This is a genomic window from Flavobacterium piscis, assembly GCF_031457575.1.
GTDB lineage: Bacteria > Bacteroidota > Bacteroidia > Flavobacteriales > Flavobacteriaceae > Flavobacterium > Flavobacterium piscis_A.
The window spans coordinates 197,022-221,910 of record NZ_JAVDWQ010000006.1 but is presented as its reverse complement, the minus strand read 5'-3'; the positions used below and the strand labels follow the sequence as shown (position 1 = coordinate 221,910).

The following is a 24,889-nucleotide window of genomic DNA, read 5'->3' as shown; positions in this document are numbered from 1 at the left end:
AGTGAGGCTCCGATTTCAATTCATCAAAATCTAAAAAACAAAATTAATAACTACCCAAAAATGAGAAAACAAATTGTTGCAGGAAACTGGAAAATGCATAAAAATGCTGAACAAACCGAAGAATTATTAAACGAATTAATTACAAAAATACCAGCAAAAACTAATGCTCAGGTAATTGTTGCACCAACATTTATCAACCTTGCAGCTGCTGTTGCCAAATTAAAAAACACTCCTATTGGTGTTTCGGCACAAAACGTTCACCAGGCTGAAGGCGGGGCTTTTACAGGAGAAATTTCTGCTGACATGCTAAAAAGCGTTGGAGTAAATACTGTAATATTAGGTCACTCAGAGCGCAGAGCTATTTTTAACGAAACTGATGCTTTAATTGCTAATAAAGTTGATACTGCCTTAAAACATGAAATGACTGTAATTTTCTGTTTTGGAGAAGAATTAAAAGACCGTCAATCTGATAATCACTTTAATATTGTTGAAAATCAATTGCGTGACGGATTATTCCATATTTCAAAAGAATCATGGTCAAATGTAGTTTTGGCTTATGAGCCGGTTTGGGCAATTGGAACTGGTGAAACAGCCTCTCCTGAACAAGCTCAGGAAATGCATGAATTTATTAGAGAAACTGTTCGTAAAGCTTTTGGAAACGATATTGCTGATGACGTTTCAATTTTATATGGTGGTTCAGTAAAACCTGAAAATGCCAAAGAGATTTTTTCTAAACCTGACGTTGATGGTGGATTAATTGGGGGAGCTGCTTTAAAAGCAGATGATTTTCTTGCAATTGTAACTGCTATCTAATTATTTTAGATATACTAAAAACAACCCGACATGTTAACCATGTCGGGTTTTGTTTTATAAGATTAAATTATTCTGTAATATTATAATCCGTTACATAAAAATCTTTATTAACTACTAATGTTGATTTTTCAGCGGTTACTTTTTCTTTCTTCCATTCCGGTATTGGTTTCAGCCAGGCTTCTATTCCATTTAAAGTCACTTTTAAAGGCATATCAAACTTCTCAACACAATTTGACCAACGGTATTCTAAATAACCATTTTTAAAATAATATTCAAATGTTGGAATTTGGGTTGTTCTTAGGTATTGGTTAAAAATTTTATCCAAATCCAATCCTGCCTCAGTACTCATATAGTCCTCAATTTGTCTGGTGGTTACAGTCTGGTGATAAAAAGTTTTGTTCAAACCTCTTAAAATCGACTTCCATTTCACATCATCATTCAAAATCTGGCGAATGGTGTGCAGCATGTTGGCGCCTTTTGGGTACATATCTCCTGAACCTTCAGTGTTTACATCATAATGACCAATAATGGGCTTGTCATTATCTATGTTTTTACGACATCCCCTAACATATTTCGCACCGGCTTCTTTTCCATAATAATATTCCACGAAAAGACTTTCTGAATAATTGGTAAAACTCTCGTGAATCCACATATCCGCTATATCTTTATAGGTAATATTGTTGGCAAACCACTCGTGGCCTGATTCGTGAACAATAATGAAATCAAACTTTAACCCCCAGCCCGTTCCGCTTAAATCAGTTCCTAGATATCCATTTTTATAGCGATTCCCATAGGTTACACTGCTTTGGTGTTCCATTCCTAAATATGGTGCTTCGACCAATTTATAGCTGTCTTCATAAAAAGGATAAGGCCCAAACCAATTTTCAAATGCTTTTAACATTCTTGGCACTTCTTTAAAATGTTCTTTAGCTACAGCCAGATTGTCTTTCAAAACATAATAATTGCAATCTAAATCCCCTTTTTCACCTTTGTATTTTTCAGAGAAATTAACATAATCCCCAATATTGATATTGACACCATAATTATTAATTGGATTGGACACATACCAATTAAAGGTTTTCGTTCCGTCTTTGAGTTTTTTAATGCTTTGTAACCTGCCATTTGAAACATCTGTTAAATGCCCGGGAACATTTACGCTGATCAGCATATTTTCGACTTCATCATACATATGATCTTTGTTTGGCCACCAGACACTAGCGCCTAAACCCTGACATGTTGAAGCTATAAAATCGTTTCCGTTTTTATCTTTTTTCCAGGTAATTCCACCATCCCACGGTGGTTTGACAGCTTCTTTGGGTTTTCCTCCAAATGAGATTAGAATTTCTTTAATTTCCCCTATTTTCTGGATTGCTTCTAACTGAATAAAAAAGGCGTTTCCGTTTCTTTTAAATTTCAATTCCCTGCCCTCCTGCGATACTTTATATATCTGCATAGGTTCCTGCAAGTCGATTTGCATGGTATTATATTCGCTCAACACAGTATAACGAACAGTATTAGTTCCTGTAATGGTTTTTTCTGAAGGATTTACTTTTACATCCAAATGATAATACTTTAAATCCCACCATGTTCTTTCTTTTGTGAGACTTCCGCGTAAAGTATCCTGATGCGTAAAAACCGTGGCTGACTTATTTAGCAGTCCTTGTGCATTGGCAGCAAAACAGATAAAAAACACAATAAAAATGATGGCAAAATATTTTTTCATTAATTTATAAATTTGATAATACAGGCTTTTTAAAAACAAAACGAATCTTTAACAAAAGTAAACAATCCTATCATTTTTTTAATAATTTAATAATTCATGTTCTAAAATCACCCTGTTAAAATTCATTATTCTCTATTTAAGCATCTAAAATCTTCTGAAATATTTTATGAAAGCCAGCCCAATTTTCTATTTCTTATGCTTAGTCTGTTCTATGGTAATTCAGTCCCAAACGATTCCGATTCATAAAATGGCGGGTAAAATTACGGTTGATGGCGACTTATCTAATTGAAAAAAACTTTTTCAACACCTTTTGTTGTTCATAATTCAGGGGCAACTGCTTCTCAAAATACTATTGTTTCATTTTTATGGAATGATAAAAATCTTTATATAGCATATTCATGCCTTCAGCAGAAACAAAATGGAAGGGAAATGCTTTTAGGATAGATTACGGGAACACAACAGAATATCTGGCCTTAGAGCCTTATACAACCACTGATTTCGGTTTTCATCAGCCTGAAGAATTTATAACTTTTGAGTTTGTGAAGTAAACTATCCAAAAGTGAGTAAAACCTAAATCAGTCCCTGAAGTGGTGCTTTTTTATAATTACGATACAAAAATATAATATATTAGCAATAAATATAAAGCACGCTAATGGATACTACACTTTGGTCAGAAATTCAAAAATTTAATTTAGACAATCCAAATGATCAATATGGATTTTCAACAAGATTGGCATTTGAAAATAACTGGACATTGTATTTTACAAAAACAGCAATTCTTGAATATAAAAAGTTCATGTATTTGGCAGCAACATACAACGAGATGGTATCGCCATCAGAGATAGTGGATATTGTTTGGCATCAGCATTTGATTTTTACAAATTCTTATTCTGAATTTTGTCTTTTGCTGTCTAAAAGAATTGAACACATTCCTTCCACACATAACCGGTCTGAAATCGAAAAATTTCAAAAGGCTAAAGAAAAAACTAAAGAATTATACGAAATCAACTTTGGAAAACAACTGGATGCAATTTGGGGTCATATCAATGAATTTAATGCCCTGAACCTAAATGAAAGTTACCTAAAAATTACATTACTTAAAAAAATATTTTTATTTTTATTTATACTTTTAATCCTTCCTATTTATTATATAGCTAAACCTATTTTAATACAGATTCAAAATCCTGATTTTTTAATTTATTACGTATTGCTATTTGCCTCATTATTTGCTCTGTCAGAATTTTTGACCAAGGCAATTTTTAATTCGATTTTCAATAAAATAAAGTCTTCCATTTTATTAAATTTAAGTCCTTTCGAGTTGATTTTTCTTGAAAAAGGCAAATTAGAATTTGTTGTTCATGGAGTGGTAAACAATTTAATCAGCAATAAAAAAATCGAAGTATTAAATAACAAAAGATTAAATCTGATTGATGATAACTTAACTGATAATCAATATGAAAATTGTATCATCGAAATCATGAAAGAATACGAACCAATTCCTTATCCGCAATTATATAAAATAGTAATAAAGAAACCACTATTCGAACAATTACAAAAAGCTGTTACAAGAATAAAGGAAACTATTTTCAACTCAAAACAATTTATAATAATTTTAATCACCGGAATGGTTGTTTTGGGACTGGCGTTAAGCATAGGTTTGAGCAGAATTTTTTCCGGGGTTTCCAGAGACAAACCTATAGGTTATTTATTATTTTTGATAATTGTTTTAGTATTATGCTCTAATTTTTATTTGAAAAGAATAAAAAACTATATGTTCACCTACACAATACCTCTTTTTTTCAAAAAAGAAAAAAGCAATACAGAAGCTGAAAAAGATTGGGAGTGGAATTATTTTCTCTATGGAAAAGTAATCCTGGTAAGTTCTTTTATTCCGTTAACCAATTATTTGAACAGCAGCGGTATTGATTCCGGCAATAGCTGGACAAGCTGTGGAAATTCATGCGGCAGTTCTTGTGGTAGTTCCTGTGGCGGATGTGGTGGCGACTAGTCGTGTAACACTGCCACAATTGAAAGATCATTTAGCCATAAATGATTTGCTTTTTTTTAACGTATAAACATCATAAAAAACAAAAGCCTGCTCCCGGGAAGAAGCAGACATTTTGTAAAAAAAATAAACTAACACAAAAACTTAATTGTATCCTTGATATTGTTGAAAACCGGAAATCACATCCAGAGAGCAGCGCTCTGTGTGGATGCAGCGCATGTGATTTCTCCTTCGTCGAAATGACAATATTGGGGCGATTAAAATGTGAAATTTTGATAGTGAGATTGCTTCGTTCCTCGCAATAGCTCCTTATTGAGACTTTTATCTACATAAAGCTTTGTGCACTTTGCATAAATCTTAGTGTTTGCGGTAAATTCCGCCCGTTTTCAAATCATAAGTAAAATGATCTGCCGGAACTTCGTGCATGAATTTATTGAAGATGATCAAAAACAATCGCATTTGGTTTTGCAATGGCTTTTCTTTTGAGGAATCTTCTTTATGATTCCCAAAGAACAATTGCGATAATACTTTATATTGTCTGGCTCGTGCTTCTCCAACATCTACTAAAGCCAATTCATCAGCACTTCTGAAACGGTAAAAATCAACAAGAAAATCATAACCTGTCCAATTAAAATCTTCTCTTTTAAGATTATTTTCAGCTAAAACTTTCTCCATTTTATCTTCTGCTTCTTTCCATTCTTTTTTTAAATTATTTCTGTTTTTCAGAACCATATCAAAATCCTGATCCGAATTTATATTTGCCAAAACCAATAAATCTTCGCCTGAAACATTCAGGATAAAATCTTTAAAAGATGATGGCCAGTCATCGGCTAGAAAACGCAAACGAACTAATTCCTTCAAATGAAAATCAGTAAAATCGTGATAATTTTTGGTTTTTAGGATATCTATATTCCAAATGTCCTTTGTATTTTGGGTTTCTAAAAACTGATATTCCATTTTATACAAATCGAAAAGTTCATTATATCTCGGAACTTCATTAATTGTAATAGTTTGAATATCGACTAAATTCTCTTTTTTGATCGTTAGTAATTTATAAGCAGGAATATACGCCGCCAATGATGGCGTTTGAATATTCACTAGAGTATTACCTTTTGCTGTTGTTCTCATTCCCGTATCATTGATGTGCATGTGACCACCAAAGTGAATCTTTAAACCTGCATCAGCAAAAACCCGGGCTACTTCTTCAACCGGAACACGGTTTAACTGCCATTTGTTTGTCCCTAATAATTCTTTTATTTCTGCGGAAGCATCATCGTTAAAATCAATCATCGGAAAATGACTGAAAGCTATCAACGTTTTACCTTGTTGCCTCGCTTGCGCCGAAATAACCTCAACCCATTTTATAAGATGTTTTTTATTCGAAAGCACATTGTTATACCCCGTACTTGCTTCTGAATAATTTTTAGGGTCTTTAGTATCTGCCGTTGCATTTTTCTTCGGAATATAAACGTTACCATCAATCGCCATTAACCATAAACCTTCAACAGGTTCAACGACATAACTTACGTCCGGAACTTCGTATCCCGGCGCAACATCATAAACCCGGTTTGATAATAAAGCGGCTTGAACAGCTTTATCATAACTATAATTTTGACTGTTATATGTTGAAAAAGGTGTTGCCCAGAATTTGTATTTTTTGTTTGGATAAAAACCGAAATTTTTTAACCCTTCTGTGATTCCTAAATAACCCATCTTAGCAATATCAGCGGTTACAACTACTGGCTGTTCTAAATTTAAATTCGGCTTATACAGATCTGTTTTGCTATAAATGGGCTGACTTTTACCGTCCTTTCCTAAAAAATCTTCTTTGCCTGATTCCTGTGCAAAAGGCCCAACAGGGTCATGATTTCCTGTTGTGATAAAAAATTCAATGTTATATTTTTTTCGGTATTGATCCAGAATTTCTTCTAATCCACGCACGTGTATTGGCTGACCATCATCGGTATAATCACCGGGAAGTGCTACGTATTTAATTTTTCGCTTTGCGATATCTTCTAAAGCGGCAATAAAAGCAAAATAATTTTCATTAAAAATTCGTGTTGAATGCAATTGAGACGCCATCGTTCGCATCAAAGTATATTTTCCGTTTTTTGGATTTAGGATTCCATGGTAATCATTATCTGAAAATGTCCCAAATAAATCCTGCAAATGCACATCTGATAAAAAGGCAACCTGCACACCTTCGAGATTAGCTTTTTTTTGGGCAGTTGCTATGTTAGTATTCAAGACAAGGAACAATAACAATCCCAGACGAATTAAGGAAATGTCCTTAAGGTAAAAAGAATATAAAATCATAAAATGTATTTATCTTATAAAATGCCGAATTTTGTAAACGATTGCAATTTTACATATTAAAATATGAAGTTAGTTTATGCTATTGTTATGTAACAGTCATATTTAAAAGAGATTACCACAAGCAATATCATTAGGCCAATATAAGTAAACCTTTTTTTAACCACCGATACTTGCAAAACGATTATTTTTATTTATTTTTGCAACTCCTTATGAAAAATAGCACTACTACATACTTCATTAAAGTTACCCCGCCTTGATTTTAGCCTTTAAAATCGTCGGGCAAAGCCTAAAATAATACTACCGATTACTTATCTGTATGTTTTTCTGTTCACTATTATTAACAGATACATACTCTCATACTATATACATGAAAAAAGTTTACAATTTATTTGACTTCTCACAGAAAGTCAATTATAAAAATGAAATATTAGCAGGTTTAACTGTGGCTATGACCATGATACCTGAATCTCTTTCTTTTGCCATTTTAGCCGGTTTTCCTCCCTTGATGGGATTATATGCCGCTTTTATAGCTGGACTGATTACAGCTATCTTCGGCGGAAGACCCGGAATGGTATCAGGTGGTGCCGGAGCCACTGTAGTTGTCCTTATTGCACTAATGAAATCTGATGGCCTTGAATATGTATTTGCGGCAGTAGCCCTGGCAGGAGTTTTTCAAATTCTTATTGGTATCTTCAAATTGGGTAAATTTATACGATTGGTTCCACAACCCGTAATGTATGGTTTTGTGAACGGACTGGCTGTAATTATTTTTATGTCACAATTAGAACAATTCAAAACCTTAATTAATGGAGAAAGCACCTGGATACAAGGTTCCAGTCTTTATATCATGCTTGGTTTGGTTGCCCTGACTATCGCTATAGTCGTTTTGTTTCCAAAAATAACCAAAGCAGTTCCTTCGTCTCTGGTTGCTATAATAGTGATTTTCGTACTAGTACTTGTCTTTGGTATAAATACCAAAACCGTGCAGGATATTGCCTCTGTCGATGGTGGATTTCCCCCATTTCACATTCCAAATATTCCATTGAATCTCGAAACCTTAAAACTCATTATGCCTTACTCACTTATCGTGGCAGCAGTTGGTTTAACCGAAGGATTACTAACACTAAACTTAGTCGATGAAATAACAGGTACGCGGGGTAATGGCAATAGGGAATGTATTGCCCAGGGAGCTTCCAATATTACTAATGGGTTCTTTTTTGGTATGGGAGGATGTCCTATGATTGCACAAACATTAGTTAACCTTTCAGCCGGTTCAAGAGCAAGGCTCTCCGGAATTATAGCTGCAATAACTATACTGCTGATTATTCTTTTTGGTGCACCCGTAATTGGGAGACTGCCAATGGCAGCATTAGTAGGTGTAATGATCATGGTAGCCTTCGGAACGTTTGAATGGGCTAGTTTTAATATTATCAATAAAATGCCAAAACATGATATTTTCATTGGAATATTAGTCGCTATAATTACTGTTTTATTGCATAATTTAGCCTTAGCAGTATTGATTGGTGTAATTATCTCAGCACTGGTTTTTGCCTGGGAAAGTGCCAAACGCATTCGCGCCAGAACCTACATTGATGAAAAAGGAATTAAACATTACGAAATTTACGGACCTCTTTTCTTTGGATCTGTAATGAATTTTACTGAAAAATTTAATGTTGCAGCTGATCCAGAACAAATAATAATTGATTTTAAGGAAAGTCGCGTTAATGACATGTCAGCTATTGAAGCTTTAAATAACCTGACTAAGAAATATTCTCAGGCAGGTAAAACAGTCGAATTAAAACACCTTAGTGCTGATTGCAGGGAACTTCTTAAAAATGCCCAGGCAGTAATAGAAGTAAATATTATCGAGGATCCAACTTACAAAGTAGCAGTAGACACTCCATAAAAGATTTTTTTTCATAAGGTTAATTCAAAAAAAGCAATAACTTTTAGTCGTTATTGCTTTTTTATTTTTTAAATTAAACTTATACCATTTAAACATATATAATGGTCTATTTGTTCTTTTGAACTATATCTGAGACCATTAAAATTAATTCTAATCTGTTTTGATATATTTTTAAATGGGCAGTATAATATGAAATTCAGCCCCAATGTTTTCTTCTGCCCTGGAAAAAATAATCCCCTTATGATTTTCTACAATTTTTTTACCGATCGAAAGTCCGATACCAGTACCGGTATACGCTTCAGTATTATGAAGTCTTTGAAAAATTGTAAAAATCTTATCTTTAAATTGTTCATTAAAACCAATTCCATTGTCTTTAATCACTATTTCACAATAAGCAACAGCAGGGTCTAAAGATAAATGTTTTTTAACCTGGGCTACAGTAAGTTTTTTCGAACTAATTTCTATTTTACAAACCGAATCGTCATTTTTACAAAACTTAAGGGCATTACTAATCAGGTTGTAAAAAAGCTGATTCATTTGTAATGAAATAGCATTAATAACCGGTAATTTCTCCAGTTTTATTTCAATATTACGCTCTTCAATCATTAATTCAAAATCAACGAGGATATTTTTAATAATCAAATTTAAGTCTGTTGAAACAAATTGTCTATCGGGATTACTAAGGTACGAATAGGCCAGTAAATCTTTAATAAGGGTATTCATTCTTGTAGACGATTTACTGATTTTTTCTAATAAGACAAGGGCTTCTTTAGAAATATTTTCTTCCATTCCTAACAATCTGCTTATAAACATCAATATCTTACGCAATGGTTCTTGCAGATCATGACTTGCTACATAGGCATATTCTTGTAATTGAACATTGGCATGATGCAGGTGTTTGATTGTGGTTCCCAGCTCTGTGTTAGAGGTAAGCAAATCTAAAGTTCGCTCTTGTACTTTGGCTTCAAAACCATCCGAAAGTACCTGTAATCTCTTTTCGATAATTCTTCGTTCTGTAATATCTTCAATAGCCAGCAAAATCAATTGTTCTTTACTGGTTTCATTAGTAACTTGCCTGGCATTAAGTAACATAATACTTTCGCCGTAAGGCAACAGATTTACTGATATCTGATAATCATCCAGCTGCATTTTTTCAGGAAGTACTTTTTCAAGCATTGCGCGCATGGGTATATTATCAAAAAGATGGTTCTGAATTTCATAGATCAGTTTACCAGCTGCTTCATCTTTGGCTATATTATATTTTTTAGAGAAAGCCCTATTAATGTTTTTTATTCTCAGGTTAATATCAAGCACCACAATAGGTTCTCGAAGCGTAGCAACGATGGCCTCTGTATAATTTTTGGAAATATTAATTTGCCGCTGTTTATTTAAAAGTTCCTGATTAATTTGTAAAAGTTCCTCGTTGCTGGATTGTAATTCTTCTTTAGAGGTTTCTAATTCTTCATTAAGACTCTGCAGCTCTTCACTCCCACTTAATAATTCTTCATTGGCACTTTGTAACTCTTCTTTAGATGCATCCTGTTCATCACTAATGGCATTTACGTCATCATGAATTTTTGCCAGTTCTTTTTCAAGCTGCACAATCCTCCTTAAGTAAACATTATCACGCATTTCCTCAGCAGTAAACTCATTTGAGATTATATCTTGTTTCTCGTTGGATGTTTTGTAAAATAAGACTAAAAAATAAGGCTCTGATGTATCCGCAAGAGGTTGTATTTCAATAGTTATTTCGCTAATATTTCCTTTATTTTTAATCTGAATTCCTTCTTTTACAATAAGTGATGCTGTTTCCTTTGCTTTATGCCAGGCATTACGAAGTTCAAAAGCCAGTCCTTCACGGGCCATTTTTAGAAGATTAAAAGTGGGTTTACCCTGCGAAAGTTCAATAAATTCAGCAATTGTTCCGTTAACATGCACAATATCCATTTGCTCATTTACAATGACGCTGGCGGGTGTGTATTTAGAAAGTAAAAGTGATTCTGCGCTTTTTCTAAAATCTTCCTTAATAATTTGTTTTCCTGGAATATCTGCTCTTAAATTTGCCGGCTTGCCGCTTGATCCCATACCTGAATGGACAAACCTGCCTGAAACAAGTTTACGCGTATAAATTTTACCTGCTTTTTCAAATGGTTGAAAAAGTTCACCCGCCGGAACAGCTGTTTCTGATTTTCCTAAAAGTAAAAAACCATTTTCTTTTAAGGCATAGTGAAAAGTCGTAAGTGCTTTTTTCTGTAAAAATGAATCCATATAAATAAATACATTTCTACACGCAATTAAATCCATTTTAGCAAAAGGAGGATCTGTCAAAAAATTGTGAACTGCAAAAATGCACAAATCCCTTATTTGCCTTTTAATTTTATAACCATTTGTATTCGCTGTAAAATATTTGGTCAGAATAGTTTCAGATACGTTTTTCATCTGAGACTTTCTGTAAAATCCAGTCCTTGCTTTTGCAATTGCTACTTCTGAAATATCCGAAGCAAAAATTTGAATTTCTTTTCCTTCCAAATTTTCCCCTAAAAATTCATGAAGGGAAATAGCCAGTGAATAAGCCTCTTCGCCAGTAGAACATCCCGCAATCCATATTCGTATTACGTTTCCTTCGGTTACATTTTTACTTAGCAAAGGATAAACTTTTTCACGTAAGGTTTGAAATATTTTAACATCTCTAAAAAACTCCGTAACAGGGATCAGGAGATCATTAAATAAATCTTCTGTCGCTAATTTATCGTCTTGCAATATTTTAAGATAATCCTTTAAACTCATAATTCTATTCAAAGACATTCTTCGGGCGATACGTCTGTGTATTGTGGTTTGTTTATAATAACTAAAATCAACTCCACTGTGATGGTGCAAAATTTTAATTATTTCTTTAAATGCGTGCTCCTCATTTCCATCACTATTTTCAATACTACTGGATTTTTTTTTAGATATCTCAATTAGTTTTTCTACTATTTTTGAGGGTGACATTACAAAATCAACAACATTCGCATTGATAGCATTTTGAGGCATTTCATTATTAGAAGCGTCAAGATTTTGTGCAAACGTAACACCTCCATGCTCTTTTATTGCTCTTAAACCAATTGTTCCGTCAGATCCATTACCTGAGAGTAAAACACCATAAGCCAGATCAAGATGGACTTCGGCCAAAGAATTAAAAAATATATCTATTGCCTGGTTTTTTGTATCTTTTATTCGGGGACTTAATTTTAAAACCCCATCAAAGGAAGTAAGTATTTTATTCTCAGGAATTACATAAATTGTGTTTGGAGCCAAATTAATATCATCTGTAATTTCGTTAATGGGAATTTTGGCAACACCGGAAAGAATTTCTGTAAGCATACTATCATGCATGGGATGCAGATGCTGAACAATGACATAAGCCATTTCTGAATCATCAGGAATTGCATTTATAAATTGCTTAAAGGCTTCAAGTCCTCCTGCAGAAGCTCCAATACCCACAATGGGAAAATCCTGGCGTGTCGCCTGTGGCAAGATGTTTTTTTGCTTCTGCATTATTTCTTATTGATTTCTTATTTAGTATTTGATCGTACAACCTGAGGTAAATCAATACACCAATTATAAGACATTGTATTACAAACACATAATTCCTTTTAATCTAAGTCGTAATAATATAAGATTCCATTTCAGAACTCTTAGATTTTTCTCCCCAATCCATTTCAATTACCTTTCTTAATAATTTTTTTAAATCCTCAAATGAAACTGGCTTGACCAGGTAGGCATTGGCACCTAAACCAAAAGTGCTCTTTATACTATCTGAGGTTGCAGAGGTTGAGTAAATTGCAATAACCGGAATATTTTTAAATCGAATATCTTCCCGAATTTGCTGTAATGTTTCAAAACCTGACATTCCTGGCATGTTTAAATCTAAAAAAATGATATCCGGAATATCAAGATCTTTATCGTACAGACGATTTAAAAGTTCTAAACCATTTTTACAAAACTCAACTGGAAAATTAAGCTGAAGATCAACAATTGCATCTGCAAAAAATTCTCTATCATCTTCATCATCATCCGTGAGTAAAATCCTAATATTCTTTTTTTTATTCATTGTTACATTACCATTTACTTCAAATATAAGCTTTAATAGAAGGTAAAAGATTAATATTATAATTTACTTAATATTTTATAGTCCTTTTGAGTTTGCCAATAGGCCAGAATTAAATTATAAGACACCAATATCAGTGATAAATTTATTTATTCTTTCTTATATAAAGCATCTGTCAAAACAATAATTAACAGCTTTTAACCTATTTTTTATTTGATTACACGTATTTTTTGCAGCAAAGACATAAAACATTTGGAACTAAAAAGTAATTCGCGAATACTACTATACCGAATTGATAAAACTGTAAACATTTCATCTAAAAACAGGGACTTTTAGTCAGTAATTTAGTTGGAGAGAGTTAGCATTGGTAACTTCCTGTCATTTTCTTTGTAAGAAAAGAACAAATACATCATTGGGAATTACTAAATGAACCCAAAGGACATGTAATAATCTTAAAAAAGGCATTTATTGACAAAAGTTTCGATCGTGAACTTAAAGTATTGCTGGCCAAAATAAGTAGTTTATCTTATTTACATATAAAAGATAACAATACCATTGAATTGCTCTTTGAACTACTTACAAAAGAAAACGAAACTATCAGCGAAAATAGTTTTTCTATAATTGAAGGATTACTAAAGGCATTATTAAGCAAACTACCAGACCAAGCAATACCTCAAATAAAACAATACTATTTCAGATATTTCATATTCACTAGAATTTAGACACCCTTCACATTTTGTAAAATACTTTAAACGATATACCGGTCATACACCTCTCATGTTTCGTAAACAATAAATTATGATACCATGTTATTTTCAAATATACCGCAACAGACAAATCTTATTGTACGATATTTGTCCCTTGATTCGTTTGCATTTTATAAAACAATAATTACTATGAAGAAATATCTTTTTATTCTCTTAGCAGTTCTCATTCTCACGTCTTGTAATGGAGAAACAAAAAACAACACTATTCAGGGGAATTGGATAAAAGGAACACAGTCAGAACAAATTAAAACTATCGAAAAACAGTTTAGAGGTTTTGATAATACAATGGTTGAGGTAGGTTATCGCTATCAGGAATTATATTGGGCTGGTCAAGACCAAAATTGGGAATACGCAAATTATCAGTTAGAAAAAATCAATACTGCCATTGAGAATGGATTACAGCGAAGACCAAAAAGAGCCAAATCAGCAGAATATTTTTTGACAAATGTTTTACCTCAAATGAAAGAAAGCCTTAAAAATAAAGATAGAAAAGTATTTGATGAAAATTTTGAAACAATGACTATAAATTGTAATGCCTGTCATGCTATGGAAAAAGTACCTTATTTTTCAGTAAAAACACCAACAGTAAGACAATCACCAATACGTTAGTAATATAAATGAATGGTAATCATACTCCTTTTTGGGTGAGGTAATGTGGTTTGCAATCGGTAAATTACTTGGTTTCCTCTTTATTTGCTTTTAATAGTTTTACTTCACACAAGTACAAAAGCAAATCAATGAGCATGCTTATTTTAATTGGAATTAGTTACTTTGTTATTACCGGATTTTTTAAACCATTGATTGAACGTTTATGACCAGGTCATGAGCCTTTTCCAGGAGGAATACGCCATTATATTAATGATTATAAGGGGGGCTAAAAAAAATAATTAAATAAATGATTAACATGAGATTTTATAAATTAATAAGTACAGACAATTCCAAAACTACTATCCTGATCAGACTAATGACAGGAGTAGTATTTCTTTCTGAAGGAATTCAGAAATTTTTATTTACTGAAACCCTTGGTGCTGGTCGATTTGCAAAAATTGGATTACCTGCCCCTGAGTTTTTAGGAAGTTTTGTTGCAAGTTTTGAAATTGTGTGTGGTGTTTTGGTCTTACTTGGTTTGTTTACAAGGCTTGCGAGTATTCCATTAATCATCATTATGCTTGTTGCCATTGCTACAACAAAGGCAGAAGTTTTAGCCGACAAGGGTTTTTGGGAAATGCTACACGGAAGCAGAACCGACTGGGCAATGCTTTTAGGCAGTATTTTTCTTTTAATAAAAGGCGGTGGCTTATGGTCACTTGACAATCGAATGACGAAGAATGAATAGCAACGCTGAACTAAAAGATATTGCTAAACTTTTTCTAAAACTTGGCGTAATTGGTTTTGGCGGTCCTGCGGCGCATATTGCCATGATGCAGCAAGAAGTGGTTGCGAAGAGAAAATGGCTGACCGAACAACACTTTCTTGACTTAATAGGCGCAACCAATTTAATTCCCGGACCAAACAGTACCGAAATGGCTATCCATATCGGACATGAAAAAGCGGGTTGGAAAGGTTTAATTGTAGCAGGACTTTGTTTTATTCTGCCAGCGGTTTTCATTACAGGCATTTTTGCCTGGCTTTATAAACAATACGGACAACTTCCTCAAGTACAACCTTTCATTTATGGCATAAAACCTGCAATCATTGCTATTATCCTTGGTGCAATTTTTCCTTTGGCAAAAAAATCAATAAAATCAATTGAATTAGCAATCATTGGAATTTTAGTTTTAATCAGTTCCCTGTTGCATTTCAATGAAATTTACCTGATGTTTGGAGCTGGTTTCCTCGCTTTATTTCTGGCTTTTATTCGAAACAGAAATTTAAACACTGCCAATAGTATATTTCCATTGACATTTTTGCAATTGACTAACACCACAATTCTCTCTGCAACTAATTCTAATCTATTTTGGATATTTCTAAAAATTGGCGCAATACTTTACGGCAGTGGTTATGTTTTGTTCGCTTTCCTTGATACGGAATTAGTTTCGACAGGACTTTTAAGCAGACAGCAATTAATTGATGCAATTGCTGTGGGGCAGTTTACTCCTGGCCCTGTCTTTTCATCTGTAACATTTATTGGGTATCAAATCAACGGGCTCACCGGTGCAATTGTTGCAACAATCGCTATATTTTTACCTTCTTTTGTGTTTGTTGCATTGTTGAATCCAATTGTAAAAAAAATGCGGAACTCAAAACTATTCTCTGCATTTCTTGACGCTGTTAATGTGGCTTCGGTAGCCATTATTGTAGCGGTTTGTTTTGATATGGGCAAAGACACTATTACAGATTGGAGGACAATATTCATTGCGATTTTAAGTATTGCAATTACTTTTAGGTACAAAAAAATAAATAGTGCTTTTATTGTTTTGGGCGGTTCGCTTATTGGGTATTTATTGACATTAATATAATAAGTGCTAATATCACATTAGACCAAAATGAATTTTATTAGCCACAAATTACACGAATTAGCACTAATTAATTTGTGTAATTTGTGGCTAATTTTTTTTAGAAGCGAAAGAAAACGCACTAAAGAAAGTACCTGCTTTTAAACTAAAATCTGTGACCAATAAAAAAACTGCAAATCCAAAATTGCAGTATTCTTAAGGTCATGGAATTTTATAAAATTATTCCTGAAATAGGTGGTAGTCCTTACGCCCCTTTTTACCAACTATTTTCTCCAGGATTTAAGGAAACTTTCCCGAAATTTATTTCCGATATTCATTTAAATACTTGAAAATACAAATAATTTATATTAAGGATAATTCTTATATTTGCTAAAAATCAGAACTCGATTTATGAGGTAAGTTATATAAGAACCCTATGAGACATACATGTAAATTAGTGGCAATATTACAGCTGAACGTTATAACCGACACAGACCAATTCATATCAAAAATTTGAGCACTTAAATGAAACATTTTTTTAGACTAACCTGCTTTGCCATCACGATTTTATTTACTTCCTATAATTTCGGACAAAAAAAAGACAACTATACAACAAAAACAGACCGCTTAATTCAGGCAAAAAATCCAAGAAGTTTTAACGGGGTGGTTTTCATTCAGCAAAACGGAAAAACAAAATATGCAAAAGCATACGGTTATTCTGATTTCAACAAAAAAACACTATTAAAAATTTCTGACAGGTTTTCTACAATGTCAATTGCCAAACAAATTACGGCTGCGCTTATTTTGCAAGAGGTAGAAAAAGGAACGATTGATTTGCAAACACCTATTCGGAAATATTTACCAGATTTTAAATATTCCTGGGCAGACACTATTACTGTTCATCATTTACTTAACAATACTTCGGGATTGAATAGTGAAAATATGGATAAACCTTTAAAATTTACCCCAGGAACAGCTTTTAGTTATTCCAATGTTGGTTATTATGTGGCAGGGCAAGTTCTTGAAAAGCAAAGTCGCAAAAGTTTTCAGGAATTAGTAACTTCTTTATTCAAAAAATGTAACATGAATAAAAGTTACTATCCTAACGAAATCAATAATACCTTTTTAACAAAAGGACACACCATAAAAAAAGACGGATCATATAAATTCAACGAACAATTAAGTTTTGATGCTCATAATTATTTTGGCAGTCATTTAATAGTAACAGCTCCTGATTTAGCAAAATGGAACGAATGTTTACACAATGGCAAATTACTAAAACCAGACACTTATAAATTGATGACTAACTACTCTATAACCAATGCACACCAACTTTTTAGCGAAAAACCTATTGGGTATGGGTATGGATTAAGAATAAATGATAAAGATGGCATAATGGAAATTGGACACACAGGTTTTCATCCCGACGAAGGATTTACTGCCGTCAATTTATATTATCCTAAAACAAAAACCAGCGTTATTGTTATGGAAAATCAAGCAAACGAAAATTTTGACATTGCTTATTATTTTGAGCAGGAAATTAGAAAAATCATAAAAGAAAGTAAACTTTTGAACTAAACCACTCTGCACTGAAAGTGCAGAGGTTTGGTTGGCAGACTGAAAGTCTGCAAGGTTGCAATACTTATTTATTAACCACAAATTACACAAATTTTCACAAATTAATTAGCGCTAATTTGTGTAATTTGTGGTTAAAATATTTTTAGAAGCTAAAGCTAAATGCACTAAAGTGCATAGTTTTAAACTATTTCTGAGACCAATAAAACTTATATGAAAAAAATTGTATTTCTGTTATGTATTTCTCTTTCTTCGGTTCAAACATTTGCTCAAACTCCATCAGGACTTCGGCAAAAAATAGAGCAAATAATTTCGACAAAAAAACTAACCGCTGGAATTTCCATCAAAGGAATTGAAGATAAAGACACATTAAGCATCAATGGAAATTTAGAAGCTCCGATGATGAGCGTTTTCAAATTTCACATTGCGTTGGCGGTTTTAAATCAGGTTGATAAAGGAAATTTGAAATTAGATTATAAAATTTTCATCAAAAAAGAAGATTTACTTCCTGAAACATGGAGTCCGATAAGGGACGAATTTCCAAATGGAAATATGGATTTGACTTTGGATCAATTGCTAAAATATACAGTTTCGCACAGCGATAATAATGGATGTGATATTCTTTTGAAAATTATTGGAGGAACTGCAACAGTTCAAAAATTCATTCATAAACAAGGTATTAAAGACTTTGTCATAAAAGTCAATGAACAGGAAATGTCAATCTGGGGAAATCTTTATTTAAACACAACAACGCCTTTGGCAACAACAGAATTACTTGAAAAATTTTACAAAGGGGAAATCCTGAAAAAAGCCACCACAAGATACCTCTACCAAATAATGACAGAAACTTCAAGAGGAATTACCTGGATGAAAGCCGGACTTCCCGAAAACACCGAATTGGCGCATAGAACTGGAATTTCAGGAACTAATGATGAAAATCTGAGGGTTGCGTTGAATGATGTTGGTATTGTGAAACTTCCTAATGGAAAACATTTTATTCTTTCGGTTTACCTGAAAAATATTACCGAAAAAAAAGAAGATACCGAAAAAATAATCGCAGATATTACAAAGGCAGTTTGGGAGTATTATGTGAAAAAATAAAAACTGCAATCAATATTGTGACTTCACTATCGGATTATTTTCAGATATGCGCTATAGACGTCGTCCTTAATAGAGGTTCGCAGATAAATTTCGTTTTCGTCTCGTGTCTTAAATTCAAATTGAATTAAAGCAGCATCAGAATAATAAAACAAGAAATCATCATCCGCAAATTCAAGATTTGAAATAGGTTTGGTTGTTAATTTTACTTCAAATGCTATTTCACCATTCGCTATGTCTAATTGAAAAAGTTTTCCTTTACGGGTATATCCCCAAACATTATCACTTTCCTCTGTGAGGTATTCGATATTGTCATCTTTAAAATCAGTTTTCCATAGCTGAGTTCCTGTTTTTGTATCAACAGCATATACAGAAGAAACTTCTGAGCCTTGTGCAGCAAAATATATTTTTTTGTCTTTGCAAAATATACGTTCCTTGATATTATGTTGGTTTTCATCTAATTTAAATTGCCATATAATATCTAGTTTATTAGGAGTTAGGGCAAAAAGCACATCTTTTTCATTTGCTATAAATACATTTTCACCATCTGTTACAGGTTTTCCGTGCATAGCTTCCTCAAAGGTTTTTTGATTAAGAAGTTTTCCGGTATTTGCGTCAAAACTATAAAAATTGGTCCCGCTTTGGGTAAAAATTTTGTTGTCAAAATAGAGAACCGGAATATCATTATTGGGAGAATCCAGCTTATAGTTCCATATTAAACTGCCATCTTTTATATCAAGAGCGTAAATGTTTTGATTTTGAGCAGTTATATATAGTTTTCCATCATTTATGATCGGGATTTGATCTTTTAGTATAATTTGATCTGTACTATTACCTATCCTTGATTTCCAAAAAACAGCACCGGTTTGGTTATCAATTGCGAAAATTTCACCGTTAATAAACGGAACGTATATAACTCCATCATTTAGCGTTACTTTATTTGCGCACATTTCAGTATGGAAATCTGTAGCTTTTACAGTCCAGCTAATTTGTTCGGATTCTAAATCAAATGAAAAAAGAGAGCCGTCGTAATCATAAATTAGAATTAATGCTTCATCTAATGGGACTTTTTTAAGCGGATTTATGACTTTATTAACGATCTTATCATTAGGAATTAAAACTTCATTATCAGACTTAGTTTTGTCAAGGTTTGACGTGGTTGGTATTTGCCCTGACATATTGATAACAGTAAATACAAATAAAAGAGTTATTAGTTTTTTTTTCATTTTTAAATTTTGATTGATAATTTGATTCTTTCTTAGTAATATGAAATTACTCTTTCAAAGTAACTGCTGCTACCATCTTATTTTACTTATTTTATACTTTTTTTGGTTATCAAGTTACCGTATTTGTTTTTCGTATTCATTTTTGCTTCTGATTAAATTCTTTTTTTTTATTTTATAAAGAGACTTCACAATATCGGCATGTTTAACCCCATGGTGCAATGTTTAAAGCAAAAATATAACTATTTAAAATAAAAAAGCCTGATAAAACACTTGTCAAAGTACTGAAAATCAATATATTTAAGTCAATAAACAAACCAGCGCCTATGTCAAATATAGTAAAAAATTATTATAGCGTTTTAGAAATTATAAGTTCTATGAATTGTGAATTAGTGTTGAAACTGGAATGGGCAGAAAAGAAAAAATATCTGATTTAGAGATTGTTGCATTTAGTTTAACCGCTGAATTTATGTCTATTGATAAGGAGAATTCCGACAGCTACCCAAATTAAAAAAGAGGTGTCCATACTTTTCGGATAGCCTCTTCCCTATCTTTAATTAAAAGTTTCATCATCAAAAAATATTTCAACGTGATATTTAGCATTTTACAAAATTTCTGAATAGAATATACGGTAACACCTCTTATTTTTTATACTTTCCCATCGATTGATAACCTGTCTGCCGATAGGATGTTTTTGAGCAAAATCCGTTTGCGAGAGCCCTGTTTTTAAGCGTAAAAACTGAATTCTTTCTGCAATTTTTATTTGTAGTATAGTATTTTCTTTAGTCAATTCTGCCCTACTGCAATTTTGATAATTTTTCAGAATATATTGTAATCCACTTGGGCTACAGGTAGTGTTTTGTATCTTCGATTAAGATTTAATTTTTAGTCTCAAAAATTAAATCTTATTTATTAAGCAACAAACAACCGAAAAAGACAATTGTGCAAAAGATGATGCTTTTAAAATAAATTCGGAGAAAAATCATTAATCAATTCTAAAACCAAAAAACTCTTCAGTTTCCCGAAGAGTTTTCATTAAAATTCAAGTACACGCTTTAAGTTTATTTCAAATTCGCTTTGATAACAGCTGCAGCTTGCAAAATAGCAGTTTGAACTGCAGGAACATTGGCAATCGGGTTCAACAAGCCATAATCGTGTATCAATCCGTTGTATCTTGTCAAGGTTACAGGAACTCCGGCTTGTTCTAATTTTCTTGCATAAGCTTCGCCTTCATCTCTCAAGACATCGTTTTCGGCAGTTTGAACGAGTGTTACAGGCAGACCTTTTAATTGTTCCAATGAAGCTTGTAGTGGAGAAGCATATATTTCTTTTCTTTTTGAAGTATTTGGCAAATAGCTGTCCCAGAACCATTTCATCATATTTTTAGATAGAAATCTTCCGTTTGCAAACAGGTTGTAAGATTCTGTTTCAAAATTTGCATCAGTAACAGGCCATAACAAAACTTGCAATTTGATTTTAGGTCCGTTTTTGTCTTTTGCCATTAATGCTGTTACCGCTGCCATATTTCCACCAACGCTGTTTCCCACAACGGCAAGGTTTTTTCCATCAACACCAATTTCTTTTCCATTTATAGAAACCCATTCTGTAGCAGCATAAATTTCGTTGATAGCGGTAGGGTATTTGGCTTCTGGAGAAGGAGAATAATCCGGGAATACGGCTACAGCTCCACTTTGAACAACTAAATCACGAACCAATCTTCTATGAGTTGGATAATCGCCTAAAATCCATCCCCCACCGTGAACGAAAATAAAAACTGGTGCATTAGCTTTAGCTCCTTTTGGTTTTGTAATATGAATTTTTACAGTATATCCATTTTGAGAAATGGTGCGTTCTGATTCTTCAATTCCTGAATAATCTACTTCAACAGATTTTTGTGCTCCAATCAAAACCTGACGAGCATCTGCAGGACTTAGTTGTTCCAATGGTTTTCCATCCCCAGAGTTCAATGCTTTTAAAAATGATTGAACAGAAGTGAATACCTGAGGGTCGTTTTCTCCTTTGAAAGGTCTTTCCTGTGCCATGACAATTGTATTTAATGTTAGTATTAAAAGTAGTGCTATTGATTTTATTGTTTTCATTATGAATGTTTTTTAATGATTAATTTAAATGAGTTTCTAAAGTGATTTCAAGATTATATGCCTTACTTACGGGACAAGTTTCTTTAGCTTTTTGTGCGATTTCCAAAAATTGTTCTTCCGAAATGCCATCGATTTTCGCATATAGTGTCAAGGCTGATTTTGTGATAACGCCATTGTCTAATGTTACGACTGCTGTTGTTTCCAAAGCTTCAGGATTGAATCCGGCGGTTGTCAGGTCTAAACTTAACTTCATCGTAAAGCAACCTGCATGTGCTGCCGCCATTAGTTCTTCCGGATTAGTTCCTTTTCCTTCGTCAAATCTTGAAACAAATGAATAAGGTGTTTGATCTAAGGTTGTACTTTGAGTAGTCAGGTTTCCTTTTCCTTCTTTGATTGTACCGTTCCAAACGGCTTTTGCTGATCTGTTCATAATGTTTATTTTTAAATGATTAATTTTAACACTACAAAGTTGCGACAGTTATACGTTCGGAAACAGAGTCATTATTCCTTAAAGATTGTATATTTTTCCCTTCAAGGTGATTTTATATGATTTAGATACGATTTTGTAAGCTACTGGGTTAAAATTTGAGCAAAAAAAACCAGTCAAAAGGCTGACTGGCTAAAGTTTTTAATTGTTTCCACTGTATTTTTTCCTGAAACTCCCCGGACTATCTCCTGTTTTTAGGGTAAAGAGCCGATTGAAATAGGCAGGATCTTCATATCCTAATTGATACGCAATTTCCTTTGAAGTCTTATTGGTATGAATGATCAGCCGTTTTGCTTCAAGAATAATTCGGTCTTTAATAATGTCATTTGGTTGTGATAAACCTAATTTTTTGAATTTATGGGTAATGGTTTTCGGTGCCAGATACAGTAAATCGGCATAATCGGCTACGGTGTGCTTTTCTTTATAATGAATTTCAACTAACCTGCTAAAATGACGAAAGAACTCCATTTCGCTATCCTGAGCAAGCATTTCCTGTCCTAATTGCTGCTTTTTCCAGGCACGAGCGGCTCTTAATAATATTTGCTTTAAGCAAGTCCGAATCATTTCCTCTTCAGAAGAATCTTTTAAATCCAATTCTTCATTGATTTGCAGGAATAGATTTTGAATCAACTGTTTGTCTGCATCATTCAAAACCGTCATCGGCATATTGTAGATGTTGTTGAACAGCAATCCGTCACAGGCTACTTCTTCGTCGTGAATCTGAATACAATAGAAGTCGCGGTTGTAAAAGATAAAATAGCCTTTCTCATTTCCAGCTTTTTGAATTTGTAAAAACTGATTGGTATTTACAAAAAACAGACTGTCTTGAGAAGTGGTATAGTGATTGAAATCAATGGTGAGGGTATAGCCTTTTGGAAGATAAAGTATTTTTATCAATGCTTTAAATTGTGCATCATTATTGATTTTTGACAGACTTTCTTCGTCAATAGGAAGTAAGCCCAGTTTTTTATAATTTAATTCAAATACTTTTTGCAACACCATATTATAAAAGGTATAATTGATGGTAAAAGTAATAAATTTTAAAGAATAGAAATTTTTGAGAAAAATTTTAAATACAAGGTAAACAAAACTCCAACATTTCTGTTGAAGTTTTGTGAAGTGTCAGGGGTTACACAATCGAACACTTGATTCCTTTTTTTAACCCTTTTTTAAGTATATAGAATAAATATTCTTATAGAGTTTAGAAGATAAAGGTTAGGCCTATACACGTAAAAATAAAATCTGGAAAGAAATTGGAATTTCAACGCGGAATTGATAAATAGCGAAGTATTAAAACAGCCTTTCATCATTCATCATTTATTATTATTTTTACAGTATCCGCTAAGCAATCCAAGGCATGCCGGATTACTTGTACAACATCAGTATAAAAATAATAAGCATACAAATAAATCACTGATGGCATATAGTGAAGTGAAACCTTGTTATGGCCTACAGCCTTTCATCCATTCCTACTGGAGTCTTGAAGGAAGTTTGGATGACAACCCAATGGGAACGTATATTTCCTGATGTATGCGCTGGTCTTGTCGTAAATCTGGGCGATGATTGCCTAACCGATAAAGGGCAGACGAAAATGGAGCATAGTAAAACCTACGTAGTTGGAGTGATGACTTCCTTTAAGGAAAGTTATATAAAGCCCAATACAAAACTGCATGGAGTTTGTATTAAACCCGGTATGTTTTCATCCCTGTACACATATACATCACAAAAAGAACTTACAGACACAACAATTGAATTTGACAAACGTCTTTCTTTTAATACTTCGAGCCTATCAAAAGATTCCGAGATCTATCTTGATACTTTTTTTACCAGCAGGGCAAAAGATATAGATTATAGTTTAAGGCGCATATTAGTCGATATTGCTCTATCAAAAGGTATGCTCAGCATTCGCGAAGTTGCCTCAAAAAACTGTATAACCGTTCGGCAACTCGAACGTAACCTAGTGTATAAAGAAGGGCTGTATTACTGCATGTGGGCTGGCGGACGCTGTGACGAAACAAGCTATAAAGTTCGATATGCAGTATCAAAAAATATTGAAGGGCCTTATGAAGAAGCTGCAAACAGTCCGATTTTAAAAACAGATGAAAAAGCAGGGATTTCAGGTCCGGGACATCATTCGATTACAGAAATCGACGGCTGTTCTTTTATGTTTTATCACAGGCAGGATCTTATAAGAGAAGCCCGACATGTGATTATCGTTTTCCTACGGTTTCGGAAGTCGAATTTAAAAACGGCAGAATAAATCTGATCTCTTATGTTGATGATTTAGGCAAAATTTTAAATAAAAAAGGCAAATACGTTAATCTGGCTTTAAATAAAAATGCCTTCGCGAGC

Annotated in this window: 19 protein-coding genes and 1 pseudogene; 12 read left to right on the top strand and 8 right to left on the bottom strand. The window is 33.2% G+C overall.

Annotation, left to right across the window (positions count from 1 at the left end; all coding sequences use genetic code 11):
- Positions 1-60 precede the first annotated feature (60 nt).
- Positions 61-813 (top strand): triose-phosphate isomerase, encoded by a 753-nt coding sequence (gene tpiA, locus J2W48_RS11095; RefSeq protein WP_310281255.1) that lies wholly within the window; start codon positions 61-63, stop codon positions 811-813.
- A gap of 67 nt (positions 814-880) precedes the next feature.
- Here tpiA and J2W48_RS11090 read toward each other — a convergent pair whose 3' ends face one another.
- Complete coding sequence (locus tag J2W48_RS11090; RefSeq protein WP_310281254.1) at positions 881-2,536, bottom strand: M1 family metallopeptidase; 1,656 nt, start codon at positions 2,534-2,536, stop codon at positions 881-883.
- 398 nt (positions 2,537-2,934) lie between these two features.
- Between J2W48_RS11090 and J2W48_RS11085 the strand changes: the two genes are divergently transcribed.
- Both J2W48_RS11085 and J2W48_RS11080 read left to right on the top strand, forming a co-directional pair.
- Entirely contained in the window at positions 2,935-3,084 is a 150-nt protein-coding gene (locus J2W48_RS11085) for a DOMON domain-containing protein (protein ID WP_310281252.1), read from the top strand.
- Positions 3,085-3,188: 104 nt separating this feature from the next.
- On the top strand, positions 3,189-4,544 hold the full coding sequence (locus tag J2W48_RS11080) for a glycine-rich domain-containing protein (RefSeq protein ID WP_310281250.1): 1,356 nt from the start codon (positions 3,189-3,191) through the stop codon (positions 4,542-4,544).
- 354 nt (positions 4,545-4,898) lie between these two features.
- Here the strand turns inward: J2W48_RS11080 and J2W48_RS11075 are convergent, their stop codons facing one another.
- Complete coding sequence (locus J2W48_RS11075; RefSeq protein WP_310281248.1) at positions 4,899-6,857, bottom strand: metallophosphoesterase; 1,959 nt, start codon at positions 6,855-6,857, stop codon at positions 4,899-4,901.
- A 367-nt stretch (positions 6,858-7,224) separates the two neighbouring features.
- Between J2W48_RS11075 and J2W48_RS11070 the strand changes: the two genes are divergently transcribed.
- On the top strand, positions 7,225-8,763 hold the full coding sequence (locus J2W48_RS11070; RefSeq protein ID WP_310281246.1) for a SulP family inorganic anion transporter: 1,539 nt from the start codon (positions 7,225-7,227) through the stop codon (positions 8,761-8,763).
- A 171-nt stretch (positions 8,764-8,934) separates the two neighbouring features.
- Here J2W48_RS11070 and J2W48_RS11065 read toward each other — a convergent pair whose 3' ends face one another.
- Both J2W48_RS11065 and J2W48_RS11060 read right to left on the bottom strand, forming a co-directional pair.
- Positions 8,935-12,300, bottom strand: a complete 3,366-nt coding sequence (locus J2W48_RS11065; RefSeq protein ID WP_310281245.1) for a CheR family methyltransferase — start codon at positions 12,298-12,300, stop codon at positions 8,935-8,937.
- Between the two features lie 103 nt (positions 12,301-12,403).
- The gene (locus J2W48_RS11060; RefSeq protein WP_310281243.1) at positions 12,404-12,856 is read right to left on the bottom strand and encodes a response regulator; all 453 of its coding nucleotides are present in this window, start codon (positions 12,854-12,856) and stop codon (positions 12,404-12,406) included.
- A gap of 687 nt (positions 12,857-13,543) precedes the next feature.
- Between J2W48_RS11060 and J2W48_RS23105 the strand changes: the two genes are divergently transcribed.
- From J2W48_RS23105 to bla, 6 genes are all read left to right on the top strand, one after another.
- Complete coding sequence (locus J2W48_RS23105; protein ID WP_409025175.1) at positions 13,544-13,648, top strand: helix-turn-helix domain-containing protein; 105 nt, start codon at positions 13,544-13,546, stop codon at positions 13,646-13,648.
- A gap of 101 nt (positions 13,649-13,749) precedes the next feature.
- Entirely contained in the window at positions 13,750-14,229 is a 480-nt protein-coding gene (locus J2W48_RS11055) for a membrane lipoprotein lipid attachment site-containing protein (protein WP_310281241.1), read from the top strand.
- 295 nt (positions 14,230-14,524) lie between these two features.
- Complete coding sequence (locus tag J2W48_RS11050) at positions 14,525-14,956, top strand: DoxX family protein (protein WP_310281239.1); 432 nt, start codon at positions 14,525-14,527, stop codon at positions 14,954-14,956.
- The gene (gene chrA, locus J2W48_RS11045) at positions 14,949-16,079 is read left to right on the top strand and encodes a chromate efflux transporter (RefSeq protein ID WP_310281237.1); all 1,131 of its coding nucleotides are present in this window, start codon (positions 14,949-14,951) and stop codon (positions 16,077-16,079) included. Before J2W48_RS11050 ends, chrA begins: the two co-directional genes overlap by 8 nt.
- A 501-nt stretch (positions 16,080-16,580) precedes the next feature.
- Positions 16,581-17,633, top strand: coding sequence for a serine hydrolase domain-containing protein (locus J2W48_RS11040; protein WP_310281235.1), 1,053 nt, complete (start codon positions 16,581-16,583; stop codon positions 17,631-17,633).
- A gap of 210 nt (positions 17,634-17,843) precedes the next feature.
- Positions 17,844-18,731 (top strand): class A beta-lactamase, subclass A2, encoded by an 888-nt coding sequence (bla, locus tag J2W48_RS11035; RefSeq protein WP_310281233.1) that lies wholly within the window; start codon positions 17,844-17,846, stop codon positions 18,729-18,731.
- 26 nt (positions 18,732-18,757) lie between these two features.
- Here bla and J2W48_RS11030 read toward each other — a convergent pair whose 3' ends face one another.
- Positions 18,758-19,954, bottom strand: a complete 1,197-nt coding sequence (locus tag J2W48_RS11030; protein ID WP_310281231.1) for an outer membrane protein assembly factor BamB family protein — start codon at positions 19,952-19,954, stop codon at positions 18,758-18,760.
- A 323-nt stretch (positions 19,955-20,277) separates the two neighbouring features.
- Between J2W48_RS11030 and J2W48_RS23205 the strand changes: the two are divergent.
- Positions 20,278-20,444: pseudogene (locus J2W48_RS23205) on the top strand (IS982 family transposase); the annotation flags it as partial.
- 568 nt (positions 20,445-21,012) lie between these two features.
- On the opposite strand, the gene J2W48_RS11020 reads toward J2W48_RS23205, so the two are convergent.
- From J2W48_RS11020 to J2W48_RS11010, 3 genes are all read right to left on the bottom strand, one after another.
- Positions 21,013-22,050: an alpha/beta hydrolase gene (locus J2W48_RS11020; RefSeq protein ID WP_310281229.1), complete on the bottom strand. Its 1,038-nt coding sequence runs from the start codon at positions 22,048-22,050 to the stop codon at positions 21,013-21,015.
- Between the two features lie 19 nt (positions 22,051-22,069).
- Positions 22,070-22,480: an OsmC family protein gene (locus tag J2W48_RS11015; RefSeq protein WP_310281227.1), complete on the bottom strand. Its 411-nt coding sequence runs from the start codon at positions 22,478-22,480 to the stop codon at positions 22,070-22,072.
- Positions 22,481-22,678: 198 nt separating this feature from the next.
- Entirely contained in the window at positions 22,679-23,539 is an 861-nt protein-coding gene (locus J2W48_RS11010; RefSeq protein WP_310281225.1) for a helix-turn-helix domain-containing protein, read from the bottom strand.
- Positions 23,540-23,981: 442 nt separating this feature from the next.
- Here J2W48_RS11010 and J2W48_RS11005 point away from each other — a divergent pair, with 442 nt between their 5' ends.
- A complete protein-coding gene (locus J2W48_RS11005) occupies positions 23,982-24,797 on the top strand; it encodes a family 43 glycosylhydrolase (RefSeq protein ID WP_310281223.1) in 816 nt (271 codons plus the stop codon).
- The last annotated feature ends 92 nt before the right edge of the window (positions 24,798-24,889 follow it).

Coding starts and splice junctions, on each gene's coding strand:
- tpiA (WP_310281255.1), top strand. CDS start 61: ATGAGAAAACAAATTGTTGCAGGAAACTGGAAAATGCATAAAAATGCT.
- J2W48_RS11090 (WP_310281254.1), bottom strand. CDS start 2,536: ATGAAAAAATATTTTGCCATCATTTTTATTGTGTTTTTTATCTGTTTT.
- J2W48_RS11085 (WP_310281252.1), top strand. CDS start 2,935: ATGCCTTCAGCAGAAACAAAATGGAAGGGAAATGCTTTTAGGATAGAT.
- J2W48_RS11080 (WP_310281250.1), top strand. CDS start 3,189: ATGGATACTACACTTTGGTCAGAAATTCAAAAATTTAATTTAGACAAT.
- J2W48_RS11075 (WP_310281248.1), bottom strand. CDS start 6,857: ATGATTTTATATTCTTTTTACCTTAAGGACATTTCCTTAATTCGTCTG.
- J2W48_RS11070 (WP_310281246.1), top strand. CDS start 7,225: ATGAAAAAAGTTTACAATTTATTTGACTTCTCACAGAAAGTCAATTAT.
- J2W48_RS11065 (WP_310281245.1), bottom strand. CDS start 12,300: ATGCAGAAGCAAAAAAACATCTTGCCACAGGCGACACGCCAGGATTTT.
- J2W48_RS11060 (WP_310281243.1), bottom strand. CDS start 12,856: ATGAATAAAAAAAAGAATATTAGGATTTTACTCACGGATGATGATGAA.
- J2W48_RS11055 (WP_310281241.1), top strand. CDS start 13,750: ATGAAGAAATATCTTTTTATTCTCTTAGCAGTTCTCATTCTCACGTCT.
- J2W48_RS11050 (WP_310281239.1), top strand. CDS start 14,525: ATGAGATTTTATAAATTAATAAGTACAGACAATTCCAAAACTACTATC.
- chrA (WP_310281237.1), top strand. CDS start 14,949: ATGAATAGCAACGCTGAACTAAAAGATATTGCTAAACTTTTTCTAAAA.
- J2W48_RS11040 (WP_310281235.1), top strand. CDS start 16,581: ATGAAACATTTTTTTAGACTAACCTGCTTTGCCATCACGATTTTATTT.
- bla (WP_310281233.1), top strand. CDS start 17,844: ATGAAAAAAATTGTATTTCTGTTATGTATTTCTCTTTCTTCGGTTCAA.
- J2W48_RS11030 (WP_310281231.1), bottom strand. CDS start 19,954: ATGAAAAAAAAACTAATAACTCTTTTATTTGTATTTACTGTTATCAAT.
- J2W48_RS11020 (WP_310281229.1), bottom strand. CDS start 22,050: ATGAAAACAATAAAATCAATAGCACTACTTTTAATACTAACATTAAAT.
- J2W48_RS11015 (WP_310281227.1), bottom strand. CDS start 22,480: ATGAACAGATCAGCAAAAGCCGTTTGGAACGGTACAATCAAAGAAGGA.
- J2W48_RS11010 (WP_310281225.1), bottom strand. CDS start 23,539: ATGGTGTTGCAAAAAGTATTTGAATTAAATTATAAAAAACTGGGCTTA.
- J2W48_RS11005 (WP_310281223.1), top strand. CDS start 23,982: ATGGCCTACAGCCTTTCATCCATTCCTACTGGAGTCTTGAAGGAAGTT.